This window comes from Duganella sp. AC237, assembly GCF_979254035.1.
Window position 1 is genome coordinate 6,155,947 of record NZ_CEEDEW010000003.1, and the last position, 12,677, is coordinate 6,168,623.

Below are 12,677 nucleotides of genomic sequence, written 5' to 3' on the forward strand. Positions count from 1 at the left end.
TATGCTCAGCACCCATCACCTCTCCCTGAAAATCGGCCAGCGCCAGCTGATCGCGGACCTGGACTGGCTTGTCAAGGACGGCGAATGCTGGAGCGTCATCGGCCGCAACGGCGCCGGCAAAAGCACCCTGCTGCGCACACTGGCCGGCCTGCGCCCGCCGGACGGCGGCCACGTGGCCATCGGCGGCCGCGCGTTGAAGGACTGGCCGCTGGCCGAACTGGCGCGCCAGCGCGCCTTCCTGGCGCAGAGCCGCAGCGACGCCTTCGCCTATACCGTGATCGAAACCGTGCTGTCGGCGCGCCACCCCTACCACGACAACCGCTATTGGGAAGGCGGCGAGGACCAGGCCATCGCCATGAAGTCGCTGGAGGCGATGGAGGTGGCCGGACTGGCCGCGCGCGACGTGCGCACGCTGTCCGGCGGCGAACGGCAACGCGTGGCCATCGCCGCCATGCTGGCGCAGGACACGCCGCTGTTGCTGCTCGACGAACCGGCCAACGCCCTCGATCTGGGCCACCAGGTCGGCGTCATGAAGCTGCTGTCGCAGCTGTGCCGCGAACAAGGAAAAACCGCCGTCATGATCGGCCACGACCTGACCCTGGCGCACGGCGTCTCCACCCACGCGTTGCTGCTGATGGGCGACGGCCGCTGGCTGGCCGGCGCCACCGCCGACGTGATGCGGGCCGATCTCCTGAGCGAGTACCTGGGCCACCCGATCGACATTATCCAGCACGGAAAACGCAGCATCTTCATTCCCACCGAGGACCAAGAATGACCGACCAGAATAAAGAAGACACCGCAGCCGTCATCGCAGAAACAGCGGCGCTCAACGAGCGCCATCGCGTGCGCATGGAGCGCAAGAAGGCCATCATCGACGCGCAGATCGCCGCCGCCGACAAGCAGATCGGCATCATCATCGTCAACACCGGCAACGGCAAGGGCAAGAGCTCGAGCGGCTTCGGCATGGTAATCCGCGCGCTGGGCCACGGCATGAAGGTCGGCGTTGTGCAGTTCATCAAAGGCGCGATGCAGACCGGCGAGGAAGCGTTCCTGCGCCGCTTCCCGGACGAGGTGAGCTTCCACACGATGGGTGAAGGCTACACTTGGGAGACGCAAAACCGCGAGCGCGACACCGAAAAAGCGCTGCTGGCGTGGGAGCAGGCCAAGAAATTCCTGGCCGATCCCGCTATCGGCCTGGTGGTATTCGACGAGCTGAATATCGCGCTGAAATACCGCTACCTGGACGTTGAAACGGTGATCAACGATCTGCTGGCGCGTCCGCCGATGCAGCACGTCGTCATCACCGGGCGTGGCGCACCGCCGGAGCTGATCGCCATCGCCGACACCGTCACCGAAATGGAAGTCGTCAAGCACGCCTTCAAGGCCGGCATCGGCGCGCAACTGGGGACCGAGTGGTAATGGCCACTGTCAAGGCGTTATTGATCGCCGCCGTGGCCTCGGGCCAGGGCAAGACCACCGTGACGGCGGCGCTGGCGCGCAAACTGGTTCGCTTGGGCAAACGCGTGCGCGTGTTCAAGTGCGGCCCTGATTTCATCGACCCGATGCTGCTGGAGCGCGCCAGCGGCGCGCCGGTGCGCACGCTGGATCTGTGGATGGTCGGCGCGGAACAGTGCCGCGCCCAGTTGGCGCAGGCGGCCGCCGAAGCGGACGTGATCCTGATCGAAGGCGTCATGGGCCTTTACGACGGCACGCCGTCGTCGGCCGACCTGGCGCGCGAGTTCGGCGTGCCTGTGATGGCGGTGATCGACGCCTCCTCGATGGCGCAAACCGCCGGCGCGCTGGTGCATGGCCTGCGTGACTACGGCCCGGTCGACATGGCGGGCGTGATCGCCAACCGCGTCGCCAGCGAAAACCACGCCAAGATGGTGGCGGCGTCGCTGCGCGATATTCCGCTGTTCGGCACCATGCCGCGCCAGACAAGATCGCTGCCGGAACGCCATCTCGGCCTGGTGCTGCCGGGGGAAGTGAGCGACATCGACGGATTGCTCGATACGCTGGCCGACCAGCTGGCGTTCGACGAAGCGGCGTGGGACCGGCTGCGCAACATCGACATAACGACTCCCGTGGCGATAGATCCCGGGCCGATGCCCGCACTGGCCGGGAAAACCGTCGCCATCGCGCGCGATCCCGCGTTCATGTTCCTCTACCCGGCCAACCTGGATACCCTGACGGCCCTCGGCGCGACACTGACATTTTTCTCGCCGCTGGCGGACGAAAAGGTGCCCGACGGCGCCGACGCGGTCTATCTTCCCGGCGGCTACCCTGAACTGCACGCCGAGGCCTTGTCGCGCGCGGACGCGTGGAAATCGTCGATACGCGCCATCCACGCGGCGGGCATCCCCATCGTCGCGGAATGCGGCGGCATGATGGCGCTGGCCGATACGCTGGCCGACCAATCCGGCGCGATCTGGCCGATGGCCGGCCTACTGACCGGCACTGTGGCAATGCAGCCACGCCTGGCCGGCCTCGGGCCGCAGGCGCTCCCCACGGAGCACGGAATTTTGCGTGGCCACACGTTCCATTACTCCAAATTGGCGACAACAGTGGAGCCGGCGGCGCATACTATTAAACATCCCTCCGCAATACAAGGTGAAGCCTGGTATCGCGCAGGATCGCTCACCGCTTCTTATTTTCACGCTTACTTCCCATCCAATCCGGCGGCTGTCGCCGCCCTGTTTTCAAGGAGTCCGGTATGACACGTACACTCGTTCTGGGCGGCGCACGCTCCGGCAAAAGCGCTTACGCCGAGCGCCTGGCCGTAGAATCAGGCAAGGAAGTCGTCTACATCGCCACCGCCACCGCCGGCGACGCAGAAATGGCGGCCCGCATCGCGCACCACCGCGCCACCCGCCCCGGCGAATGGACCACCGTCGAGGAGCCGCTGGCCCTCGGTAACCAGTTGCTGCGCTGGTCGTCCCCGGACCGCCTGATCATGGTCGATTGCCTGACGCTTTGGCTCAGCAACCTGCTGTTCAGCAGTGGCGAAGAGTATCCGGAAGTCGGCGAGATCACGCTGCCGGCGCTGTTCCACGAGCAGCAGGACATGCTGGCCAGCGCGCTGCTCAAATGCACCAGCGACGTGGTGCTGGTGTCGAACGAAGTAGGCCTGGGCATCATGCCGTCCGGCGCCATCTCGCGCTGCTTCCTCGACGAGCAGGGACGGTTGAATCAATCGGTGGCGGCGATCTGCGACCGCGCGGTGTTCGTCGCCGCCGGCCTGCCGCTGGTATTAAAAGGATAGCCGTGCTGTCAGGGTTGAGCTTTTACGCCGTTGCGGTGTTGATGGTGGCCGGCGTACTGCTGGACTTTTTACTGGGCGAGGCGCGCCGCTGGCATCCGCTGGTCGGCTTCGGCAATCTGGCGATGGCGCTGGAACGCCGCCTCAATCACGGCGGTTTGCGCTTCTGGCGCGGCGTACTGGCCTGGGCGCTGGCAGTGCTCCCGCTGAGCGCCATCGCCGCCTTGCTGGTTTGGCTGGCAGCACCGCTAAGCGCATGGTTGATGTACGCGCTGCACGCCTTCATGCTGTACTTCGCGCTGGGCCTGCGCAGCCTGCGCGACCACAATTTGCCGATCGCCGAGGCGCTGGCGCGCGACGACCTGCCCAACGCTCGTTTGCTGACGGCCCGCATCGTCAGCCGCGATACCACCGGCGCCAGCGAAATCGAACTGACCAAGGCCAGCGCCGAATCCCTGCTTGAAAACGGCAATGACGCCGTTTTCGGCACGCTGTTCTGGTTTATCGTCGCCGGCGGCCCTGGCGCGGTCATGTTCCGCATGGCGAACACGCTCGACGCCATGTGGGGCTACCGCACTCCCCGCCTGCTGCAATTCGGCTGCGCCGCCGCGCGTCTGGACGACGCGCTCAATTACCTGCCCGCGCGCCTGACCGCGCTCTCCTACGTGCTGCTGGCGCCGGGATTGCAAGGAAAACGGCGCGCCTGGGCATGCTGGCGCGCGCAAGCACCGGCGTGGAGCAGCCCGAACGCCGGCCCGGTCATGGCCAGCGGCGCCGGCGCGCTCGGCGTGCAACTGGGCGGCGCGGCAATCTACGACGGCGAGGTCGAAGAACGGCCGCCGCTGGGCCAGGGCGAACCGGCCACCGGCGCCGATATCGCCCGCGCATGGCATCTGGTGGTGCGCACCACGGCGCTGTGGCTATCCTGCGCGCTGGTCGCGGCGTTTATCCTGGAGTACGTGCATGCTTGAACACGGCGGCAACCTGCGCGACGCCGCGTTGCGTTTCGGCCGCGACGACTGGCTCGATCTGTCGACCGGCATCAACCCGCGCTGGTATCCGGCGCCGCCGCTCCCGGACAACGCGTGGCACCGCCTGCCCGAAGCCGATCCGGAACTGGCGCGCGCGGCTCAGGCCTACTACGGCGCGCCGCTGATGTTGCCGGTGGCCGGCACGCAGGCGGCGATACAAGCGCTGCCCCGCTTGCGCAAGCCGTCGCGCGTGGCCGTCACCGCGCCGTCGTACGCGGAGCACGCGCATCACTGGAGCGATCACGGTCACACTCTCACCCAAACACCATACGCAGAGCTGGATGCGGCGGTCGCCGCCAACGACGTCGTGGTCATCGTCAATCCCAACAACCCCACCGGCGCCACGGTGCCGAAAGCCCGGCTGCAGGAATGGGCGGACCAACTGGCTGCGCGCGGCGGCTGGCTGGTCGTCGACGAAGCCTTCGGCGACACGTCGGAGCACAATAGCGTCGCCGCCCATAGCGACAGACCGGGCCTGATCGTACTGCGTTCGGTCGGCAAATTCTTCGGGCTGGCCGGCATCCGCCTCGGTTTCGTCGCCGCCCATCCGGACCTGCTGCGCGGCCTGGCGGACCTCCTCGGCCCCTGGACCATCAGCGGTCCAGCCCAGCACATCGCCATCGCCGCGCTGCGCGACAAACAATGGCAAGCCGGCACGCGCGAACAACTCGACGCCAGCGGCGAACGTCTGCGCCGGCTGCTGTCCGCGCACGGCATCGCATCGAACGGCACGCCTTTATTCCAGTGGTGGAGCGAGGCGCGGCCGGAGGCGTTCTGGCAGCACATGGCGGAACGCGGCATCTGGGTACGGCTGTTCACGCACGCCGCGCGCGGCATCCGCCTTGGCCTGCCTCCCGACGAAGCGGGATGGAATCGCCTACAAAAAGCATTGAACGAATGGACCAACCAATGAAAATGAATCAAATCGCGGCGCTCTGCCTGTGCACAGCGGCCGTCGCCGCCGGATTATCCGCCGCCGACGCCAGCGCCGCCCCCATCACCGTGCGCGACGACGACGGCAACATGATCACGCTGCAAAAGCCGGCCCAGCGGATCATCGCGATGGCGCCCCATGTGACGGAACTGCTGTACGCGGCCGGTGGCGGGGACCGGATCGTCGGCGCCGTCACGTATAGCGATTTCCCGGAAGCGGCAAAGAAGATTCCGCGTATCGGCACCAACCGCCAGATCGACATGGAACGCGTGATCGCCATGAAGCCGGACCTGATCGTCGCCTGGATGCACGGCAGTTCCGAGCGCCAGATCGAAACGCTGCGCCAACTGGGCATTCCGATCTTCCATAGCGAGCCGTTAAAACTGGACGGCATCCCCGACAATCTGCTGCGCCTCGGCCAGTTGATGGGCACCGAGAACGTCGCGCAGCCCGCCGCTGCGGACATTCGCAAGCAGTTTGCGGCGCTGGCCAAACAGTACTCCAACCGCCCGCCGGTGCGCATGTTCTACCAGGTGTGGGACAAACCGCTCTACACGCTCAACGGCGTGTCCATTGTCAGCGACGCCATGCGCCTGTGCGGTGGCGTCAACATCTTTGCCGAGCTCAAAACGACGGCGCCCGTGGTCAGCGTGGAAGCGGTGCTGCAGGCCGACCCGGAGGCGGTCTTCGGCACAGCCGAAAAGGATTATGGCGGCGTCGCGCTGTGGAAGCCTTACACCACGATGAAAGCGGTCCGCAACGACAACCTCTTCACCCTGGACGGCGAGCTGCTGAACCGCGCCGGCCCGCGCATGGTCGCCGGCACCTCCATCCTGTGCGAAAAAATCGAACTGGCACGCCAGCACAGGAAGAATTAAAGTGAGCTTTCCCTATTCCACCCTGATGGTACAGGGCACCACCTCGGACGCCGGCAAGAGCACCGTGGTCGCGGCCCTGTGCCGCCTGCTCAAGCGCCGGGGCGTGCGCGTGGTGCCGTTCAAGCCGCAGAACATGGCCCTCAACAGCGCGGTCACCGCCGACGGCGGCGAGATCGGCCGGGCGCAGGCGCTGCAAGCCATCGCCGCCGGCCTGGCGCCGCACACGGACATGAATCCGGTCCTGCTCAAGCCATCGAGCGACATCGGCGCGCAGGTCGTCATCCATGGCAAAGTGCGCGCCGAGATGAACGCGCGCGACTACCACCAATACAAAACCGTGGCGATGCAGGCGGTGCTGGAATCGCACGACCGCCTGCTGACCCAGTACGACAGCGTGATCGTCGAAGGCGCCGGCAGTCCGGCGGAGATCAATCTGCGCGACCGCGACATCGCCAACATGGGCTTTGCCGAAAAGGTCGACTGCCCGGTGGTGCTGGTGGCCGACATCGATCGCGGCGGCGTGTTCGCGCACATCGTCGGCACCTTGTCCTGCCTGTCGGAGAGCGAGCGCGCGCGAACGATCGGTTTCGTCATCAACCGCTTTCGGGGCGATATCAAGCTGCTGGAACCGGGCCTGGAATGGCTGGAACAGCAGACCGGCAAGCCGGTGCTCGCCGTGCTGCCCTATCTTCACGGCCTGTTCCTGGACGCCGAGGACGCGGTGCAGCCGGTGCAGGCGTCCAAGGGCGCGTTCCGCGTGGTGGTACCGAGCCTGCCGCGCATGAGCAACCACACGGACTTCGATGCGCTGCGCGCCCATCCCGCCGTCGACCTGCATTTCGTGCGCCAGGGCGAGCCGATTCCCAAGGCGGATTTGATCATCCTCCCGGGCAGCAAGAACACGCGCGGCGATCTCGAATGGCTGCGCGCGCAAGGCTGGCCGAAGGAAATCGACCGCCACCTGCGCTACGGCGGCAAAGTGATCGGCGTGTGCGGCGGCTTCCAGATGTTGGGCCGCAGCGTCACCGATCCCCTCGGCATCGAGGGCAAGGCCGGCGACTCGGACGCCCTCGGCCTGCTCGACATGGTCACCGAAATGACGGCCGACAAACGGCTGGAACAAGTCCGTGGCACCTGCGCCTTCGACGCCGATGGCGCCACCGTGGCGGGCTACGAAATCCACATGGGCACCTCGACCGGCGGCGCGCTGGCGTCGCCAGCGTTCCTGATCGACGGCCGGCCGGAGGGCGCGCGTTCGGCCGACGACCAGATACTGGGCACCTACCTGCATGGCCTGTTCGATACGCCGGAAGCCAGCGGCGCGCTGCTGCGCTGGGCCGGCCTGCATTCGGAACACACGGTCGATACCTCGGCGCTGCGCGAAGCCAGCCTGGATCGCATCGCCGACGCCACCCAGCCACTGCTCGACGCCCTGATCGCGCTGAAGAAGGCGCCATGAATCGACACGCTTTTTCGGACGCCGAAATCGAGGGCGTCTACCGCGCGATACGCGAGCGGCGCGATGTGCGCCACTTCAAGCCAGGGCCGCTGGAGGACGGACAGCTGCTGCGCTTCATCGCCGCCGCGCACAACGGGCCTAGTGTCGGCTTGATGCAGCCGTGGCGCTTTATCCGCATCGCCAGTGCGGCGCTGCGCGCCAGCATCCACCAGCACGTGAACGAGGAGCGTATCAAGACCGCCGAGGCGCTGGGCAAACGCGCGGAAGAGTTCATGCAGCTGAAGGTGGAAGGCATCCTGGCCTGCGCCGAAGTGTTGGTGGTGGGCCTGGTCGACAAGCGTGACAACTATGTGTTCGGCCGCCGGACCATGCCGGAGATGGACCTGGCGTCGGCATCGTGCGCGCTGCAAAACTTCTGGCTGGCCGCGCGCGCGGAGGGTATCGGCGCGGGCTGGGTGTCGATGTTCGATCCGCAACGGTTGCGCGAGATTTGCGGCATGCCGGAGGGCAGCCAGCCGATCGCGGTGCTGTGCGTGGGGCAGGTGGAGGAGTTTTACACCGCGCCGATGCTGGAGCTGGAGCGCTGGGACCAGCGCCGCCCGCTGAGCGAGATCATGTTCGAGGACCGCTGGGGAGCGGTTGTCGACGAAAAACCCGGCGCCCCATACAATCCGGCCTAATGACCTGCCCCCGCCTTTTATGTGACAATTGAAGGCATGGATACTTCTGCCGCCAAACGCTACCTGCCCTGGGTCGTCGCCACCGCCCTCTTCATGGAGCAGTTGGACTCGACCATCGTCAACACGGCGATTCCCAGCATGGCGGTCAGCCTGCAGGTCACGCCGCTGAGCTTAAAAGCCGTCGTCACCAGCTACATCCTTAGCCTGGCGGTGGCGATCCCCATCAGCGGCTGGATGGCCGACCGCTTCGGCACCCGGCGCGTCTTCATGTCGGCGGTGGCGATTTTCACGGTGGCGTCGATCCTGTGCGGACTGTCCGTCAATTCGCCGATGCTGGTGGCGGCGCGGCTGCTGCAAGGCCTGGGCGCGGCGATGATGATGCCGGTCGGACGGCTGGCCATCATCCGCACCTTTCCCAAGGCCGAGCTGCTGGCGGCGATGAATTTCGTGATCATCCCGGCGCTGATAGGCCCCCTGCTCGGCCCCACCGTCGGCGGCTTGATCGTCCACTGGCTGACGTGGCGCGATATCTTCTTCGTCAACGTGCCGGTCGGCCTGGCGGCCATCTTCCTGGCCCACCGCTACATGCCGGACTATCGGGGCGACGGCGCGCGGCCGCTGGACCTGATCGGCCTTGTCCTCTTCGGTACCGGGGTGGCCTTGCTGTCATGGCTGCTGGAAGTCTTCGGCGAACACAAACTCGATGCGACATCGGCGGCGGTGCTGCTGCTGATCGCGTGCAGCCTGCTGGCCGCCTATGTGTGGCACGCGCAGGATGCCAAGTTCCCGCTGCTGCGGCTAGCGCTGTTCAAGATCCGCACCTTCCGCGTGTCGGTGGCGGGCGGCTTCGTCACGCGCATCGGCGTGGGCGGCCTGCCGTTCCTGCTGCCGCTTTTATACCAGCTGGGCCTCGGCCTGCCGGCCTGGCAATCGGGCCTGCTGATGATGCCGTCCGCCGCCGCCGCGATGGGCATGAAGTTCATCTCGGCGCGCGTGCTGGCCAGGTTCGGCTACCGCCAGGTGCTCACCGTGAACACGCTGCTGATCGGCGCGACCATCGCCATGTACGCGCTGGTCCATCAGGGCACGCCGCTGTACGTGATCGTGATGATCAGCCTTTGCCTGGGCTTTTTCAATTCGCTGCAGTTCTCCAGCATGAACAGCATCGCCTACGCCGATGTCGACAACGCCGATTCGAGCATGGCCAGCACCATCGCCAGTTCGATGCAGCAGCTGTCGATGAGTTTCGGCCTGGCCGCCGGCTCGCTGATCACCGGCTGGTTCCTCGGCGACCTGCCGCAGTCGAACCGCCTGGCGCTGACGTCGGCGCTGCACTACGCCTTCATCACGCTGGCGGTGCTGACAATGCTGTCGTCGCTGACCTTCCGGTCGCTGCGCAAGGAGGATGGCGAAAGCCTCAGCAAGGGCACGGCTAGCCGGGCGGCTTGACGAACAGGCGGTTCACATAAGGGTCGAGGACCAGCGGGCCCTGATACACCTCGGGCGAGTACTGGTAGGCATAGCTGGGCAGCAGCGAGTACTGGATCTGCAGCATCAGGCGCGGTTGCCGCGCCGGCGCCGTGCCCTTGTGGATGCCGGCGGTGTCGACGGCGAAGCAGAACCCGCGCGAGCCGACCGCCGTCAACAGCATGTCGGCGCCGTAGGCGCTGGAGATCTCGATGTCGGAATAAAAACGCAGGCGCATTGGCGCTTGGGTCAGATGGCTGCCATGCAAATACACATGCGGTCCGGCGTCCAGATCGACGTCGGTCAGGTAGACCAGTACTTTCAAATAGCGCCAGTCCTCCGAGTCGCGGTGGAAAGCCTGCAGCGCGCTGCAATCCCCTTCCACCGGAAACGACCAGCGCAGCCCGAGCGCGGAAATCGTCGGCTTGCAGTCCATGTAGCGGGCGGCCAGGCCCAATAATGGCGGGCTGTTGGCCAGCGCCAGGATGTGCGGGCAGGCGATGACGTCGCGTAAATGGTAGTCGGCCACCCGCACCCCGGTGGGCGCCTGCAGCAGCGTGAACGCCGCGCGGTCCCGGTCGCGGTCGAACAAGGACTTATTCTTTAGATAATCCTTGATCTCGTCGCATTGCGCATTGTCGAGCAAGTTTCCCAGCGGCGCATAGCCGCTGTCGCTCAGGTCCGCCAGCGCGGCCTTCTCCTGTGCTGTATTGCCGTACAACTCTTTTCCCGATCCTTGGCGCACGCGCAAGGCGCCGCTCAGCGCGCGCACCACCATGCGGCGCAGTGCGGGCCGCGTGACAATGCGCTGACTGTAATACAACAGGCTGTGGAGAGGGGCGAAACGGCGGCCGGGGGTCAGCTGCGCATATTCCATTTGGAAATTCCTTCCGGGTTCATCCCTCAGAAGGTAACAACCCGCCGCCCCGGGCGCTTTGATATCGGCTAAACCCCTTGCTTGCGACGGCGGATCATGACACCGATCAAGCCCATCCCGCCCAACAGCATGGCGTAGGTGGCCGGTTCCGGCACGGCGGCGGCAGCGGTCACGTCGGTGTAGGCGCCGTTGAAGTTGAACATCGCCCGCTGGCCGTTGATGCTGGTCATACCGATCAACGCCAGGAAGCTGGCGTCGGCCGAATAGTCGCCCAACAGGCGGAAGGCGTATGCGCCCGTGACGGCTTCGGTGAAGGACAGCGTCTTGCCGCTGACCACAGCGCCCAGTCCGTTGAAAGTCAGCGAGGACGAACCGAGCTGCACCGAGGCGTTGTCGAGCAGCGACAGGCTGGCGAAGGTTTGGCCGTCCGCGCCGGCGTTGGTCAGACGCAGCGCGCCGCCGTTCAGGATCAGCTGGCTGCCGGCGGCGATGCGGTTGGCGCCATCCAGGGTCAGGGTGCCGCCAGTCAGTACGGTGTCGCCGGAGTAGGTGCTCACACCGGACAAGACCACATCGCCGCTTTTGAATTCGACCCGGTTAAAGTTCGAAATCGCTCCGGCGTAGGCGAAGCTGCCGCCGGCCTGGACCACCATCGTGTTCATGCCGCCGACGCCACCGTTGATGTCGCCGTTGATGCTGCCGCCGGTAATGGTCAGGCTGTTGCTACCGCTGCCCATTTCGATGGCCTTGCCGCTGCTGGCGCCATTGATGTTGCCGCCGCTGACAATGACGGTATTGTCGGCGCCGGTCTTGATCGCGGCGTTGGTCGCGCCGCCGCCCTGGATCGTGGCGCCAGCCTGGTTCAGAATGGTGACGGTATATCCGCTGGCGGCGCCGACGGCGACGATGGCCGAATCGCTCTGGCCGCGGATCAGACCGCCGGCTTGATTGGTGATCGTCGCGTTGCCATACAATCCTTCGCGGGTGCCGTTGCTCAGATCGTTACCAGCCAAGGTGATGCCGCGCCCGACCGCGTTGGCGTTGCCCGCCGAGACCAGTCCTTCAATTATGCCGCTGTTGGTGACGGCGCCGCCACCGAAGCTGATGCCTTCGCTGTAAGCCAGACCGTCGGCCGGCGCGCTGAAGGCGTTGACCGAGCGAATGATGCCGGTGTTGGTGATGGTGGCCAGACCGTCGACGTCCAGACCGTCGCCATCGCCGGTGACGCCGTGGCCGATGATGCTGCCGTGATTGATGATGTTGGCGGTCTGGTTCTTGTTAAAGCCGTCCAGGTTGATGCCGGAACCGTTGCTGCCACGAACCACGCCGCCGGCCAGGTTGGTCAAGTCGATAACGAAGCTGTCGCCGGCCTTGTCCTGTCCGCCGGTGATGCCGTGGCGGGCGCCCTCGATCAGGCCGGTCGCACCGTTGAAAATCTTGATGCCGGTGTTGCCCTGGGCGTCGACGCCATCGCTGCTGGCGCCGGTGATGGTGATCGAGCGGATGGTGCCGTTGTTGTTGACCACGCCGTTGACGCCGGCGCGCACCGCGTCCGCCTCGGTCGCCTGCAGCAGGCCGCCGCTGAAGTTGTTGACGACGTTTGCGCCGCTGGTGATGGAACTGAAGTCGACCGCCTGGGCGCCGCCGGCGCTGGCGTTGAGCGAGATCATCGAACCATAGTTGTTCAGCGTGACGCTGGCATTGGCCTTGTTCATCTGGATCACATCGGCGTCGGCGGTCTGCATCAACGCCGCGCCGTTGGCGGCGCTGCCGTTGATGATGAGCAGCCCGGTGGCGCCCGTGTTGTCGCGGACCACGCGGCCGCTGCCGGTCTGGCGGATGCCGCCCTGGTTGTTGAGTGTCGCGTTGTTGCCGGTGATGGTCACCGCCACCGCGCCGCCGCCGACTGTCAGCGATCCGCTGGCAGTCACGGTACCGGTGTCGTCCTTGCCGAGGGTGCGGACGGTACTATTGGCGCCGGTGATGGTGAAATCGGCGGCGAAGGCCGATTGCATGGTCAGCGGCAAGGTCGCCGCGACCAGCAAGGCCTGGATGGCGGAGGAAGCTTTCGGCAAGGTGATCTGCATAGTTG

At 65.9% G+C, this 12,677-nt stretch carries 12 protein-coding genes; 10 read left to right on the forward strand and 2 right to left on the reverse strand.

Annotation, left to right across the window (positions count from 1 at the left end; all coding sequences use genetic code 11):
* Position 1: 1 nt before the first annotated feature.
* From AC0IYS_RS27275 to AC0IYS_RS27320, 10 genes are read left to right on the forward strand one after another with little or no spacing between them, the layout of a single operon-like run.
* Positions 2-775, forward strand: coding sequence for an ABC transporter ATP-binding protein (locus AC0IYS_RS27275; RefSeq protein WP_471708106.1), 774 nt, complete (start codon positions 2-4; stop codon positions 773-775).
* Complete coding sequence (cobO, locus tag AC0IYS_RS27280) at positions 772-1,419, forward strand: cob(I)yrinic acid a,c-diamide adenosyltransferase (RefSeq protein WP_471708107.1); 648 nt, start codon at positions 772-774, stop codon at positions 1,417-1,419. The genes AC0IYS_RS27275 and cobO overlap by 4 nt, the downstream gene beginning before the upstream one ends.
* A complete protein-coding gene (locus tag AC0IYS_RS27285; protein ID WP_471708109.1) occupies positions 1,419-2,717 on the forward strand; it encodes a cobyrinate a,c-diamide synthase in 1,299 nt (432 codons plus the stop codon). Before cobO ends, AC0IYS_RS27285 begins: the two co-directional genes overlap by 1 nt.
* Complete coding sequence (cobU, locus tag AC0IYS_RS27290; RefSeq protein ID WP_471708110.1) at positions 2,714-3,262, forward strand: bifunctional adenosylcobinamide kinase/adenosylcobinamide-phosphate guanylyltransferase; 549 nt, start codon at positions 2,714-2,716, stop codon at positions 3,260-3,262. The genes AC0IYS_RS27285 and cobU overlap by 4 nt, the downstream gene beginning before the upstream one ends.
* Before the next feature lie 2 nt (positions 3,263-3,264).
* A complete protein-coding gene (gene cbiB / locus AC0IYS_RS27295; protein ID WP_471708111.1) occupies positions 3,265-4,230 on the forward strand; it encodes an adenosylcobinamide-phosphate synthase CbiB in 966 nt (321 codons plus the stop codon).
* Entirely contained in the window at positions 4,223-5,203 is a 981-nt protein-coding gene (cobD, locus tag AC0IYS_RS27300; protein ID WP_471708113.1) for a threonine-phosphate decarboxylase CobD, read from the forward strand. Before cbiB ends, cobD begins: the two co-directional genes overlap by 8 nt.
* Positions 5,204-5,205: 2 nt before the next feature.
* Complete coding sequence (locus tag AC0IYS_RS27305) at positions 5,206-6,102, forward strand: cobalamin-binding protein (protein WP_471708946.1); 897 nt, start codon at positions 5,206-5,208, stop codon at positions 6,100-6,102.
* 25 nt (positions 6,103-6,127) lie between these two features.
* Complete coding sequence (locus AC0IYS_RS27310) at positions 6,128-7,561, forward strand: cobyric acid synthase (protein ID WP_471708947.1); 1,434 nt, start codon at positions 6,128-6,130, stop codon at positions 7,559-7,561.
* Positions 7,558-8,241: a 5,6-dimethylbenzimidazole synthase gene (gene bluB, locus AC0IYS_RS27315; protein WP_471708114.1), complete on the forward strand. Its 684-nt coding sequence runs from the start codon at positions 7,558-7,560 to the stop codon at positions 8,239-8,241. The genes AC0IYS_RS27310 and bluB overlap by 4 nt, the downstream gene beginning before the upstream one ends.
* 36 nt (positions 8,242-8,277) lie before the next feature.
* Positions 8,278-9,690 carry a DHA2 family efflux MFS transporter permease subunit gene (locus tag AC0IYS_RS27320; RefSeq protein ID WP_471708115.1) on the forward strand — a complete coding sequence of 471 codons (1,413 nt, stop codon included), beginning with the start codon at positions 8,278-8,280 and terminating at the stop codon, positions 9,688-9,690.
* On the opposite strand, the gene AC0IYS_RS27325 is transcribed toward AC0IYS_RS27320, so the two are convergent.
* Together AC0IYS_RS27325 and AC0IYS_RS27330 are read right to left on the reverse strand one after the other, a co-directional pair.
* Positions 9,674-10,585 (reverse strand): phytanoyl-CoA dioxygenase family protein, encoded by a 912-nt coding sequence (locus AC0IYS_RS27325; RefSeq protein ID WP_471708116.1) that lies wholly within the window; start codon positions 10,583-10,585, stop codon positions 9,674-9,676. The genes AC0IYS_RS27320 and AC0IYS_RS27325 overlap by 17 nt on opposite strands.
* A gap of 68 nt (positions 10,586-10,653) precedes the next feature.
* Positions 10,654-12,672 (reverse strand): FxDxF family PEP-CTERM protein, encoded by a 2,019-nt coding sequence (locus AC0IYS_RS27330; RefSeq protein ID WP_471708117.1) that lies wholly within the window; start codon positions 12,670-12,672, stop codon positions 10,654-10,656.
* Positions 12,673-12,677: the final 5 nt, after the last annotated feature.

What these genes read in the sequence shown, in the direction of transcription:
- AC0IYS_RS27325 (WP_471708116.1), bottom strand. Translation starts at nt 10,585, where the DNA reads ATGGAATATGCGCAGCTGACCCCCGGCCGCCGTTTCGCCCCTCTCCAC.
- AC0IYS_RS27330 (WP_471708117.1), bottom strand. Translation starts at nt 12,672, where the DNA reads ATGCAGATCACCTTGCCGAAAGCTTCCTCCGCCATCCAGGCCTTGCTG.
- cobD (WP_471708113.1), top strand. Translation starts at nt 4,223, where the DNA reads ATGCTTGAACACGGCGGCAACCTGCGCGACGCCGCGTTGCGTTTCGGC.
- cobU (WP_471708110.1), top strand. Translation starts at nt 2,714, where the DNA reads ATGACACGTACACTCGTTCTGGGCGGCGCACGCTCCGGCAAAAGCGCT.
- AC0IYS_RS27310 (WP_471708947.1), top strand. Translation starts at nt 6,128, where the DNA reads ATGGTACAGGGCACCACCTCGGACGCCGGCAAGAGCACCGTGGTCGCG.
- AC0IYS_RS27305 (WP_471708946.1), top strand. Translation starts at nt 5,206, where the DNA reads ATGAATCAAATCGCGGCGCTCTGCCTGTGCACAGCGGCCGTCGCCGCC.
- AC0IYS_RS27320 (WP_471708115.1), top strand. Translation starts at nt 8,278, where the DNA reads ATGGATACTTCTGCCGCCAAACGCTACCTGCCCTGGGTCGTCGCCACC.
- cobO (WP_471708107.1), top strand. Translation starts at nt 772, where the DNA reads ATGACCGACCAGAATAAAGAAGACACCGCAGCCGTCATCGCAGAAACA.
- bluB (WP_471708114.1), top strand. Translation starts at nt 7,558, where the DNA reads ATGAATCGACACGCTTTTTCGGACGCCGAAATCGAGGGCGTCTACCGC.
- AC0IYS_RS27285 (WP_471708109.1), top strand. Translation starts at nt 1,419, where the DNA reads ATGGCCACTGTCAAGGCGTTATTGATCGCCGCCGTGGCCTCGGGCCAG.
- AC0IYS_RS27275 (WP_471708106.1), top strand. Translation starts at nt 2, where the DNA reads ATGCTCAGCACCCATCACCTCTCCCTGAAAATCGGCCAGCGCCAGCTG.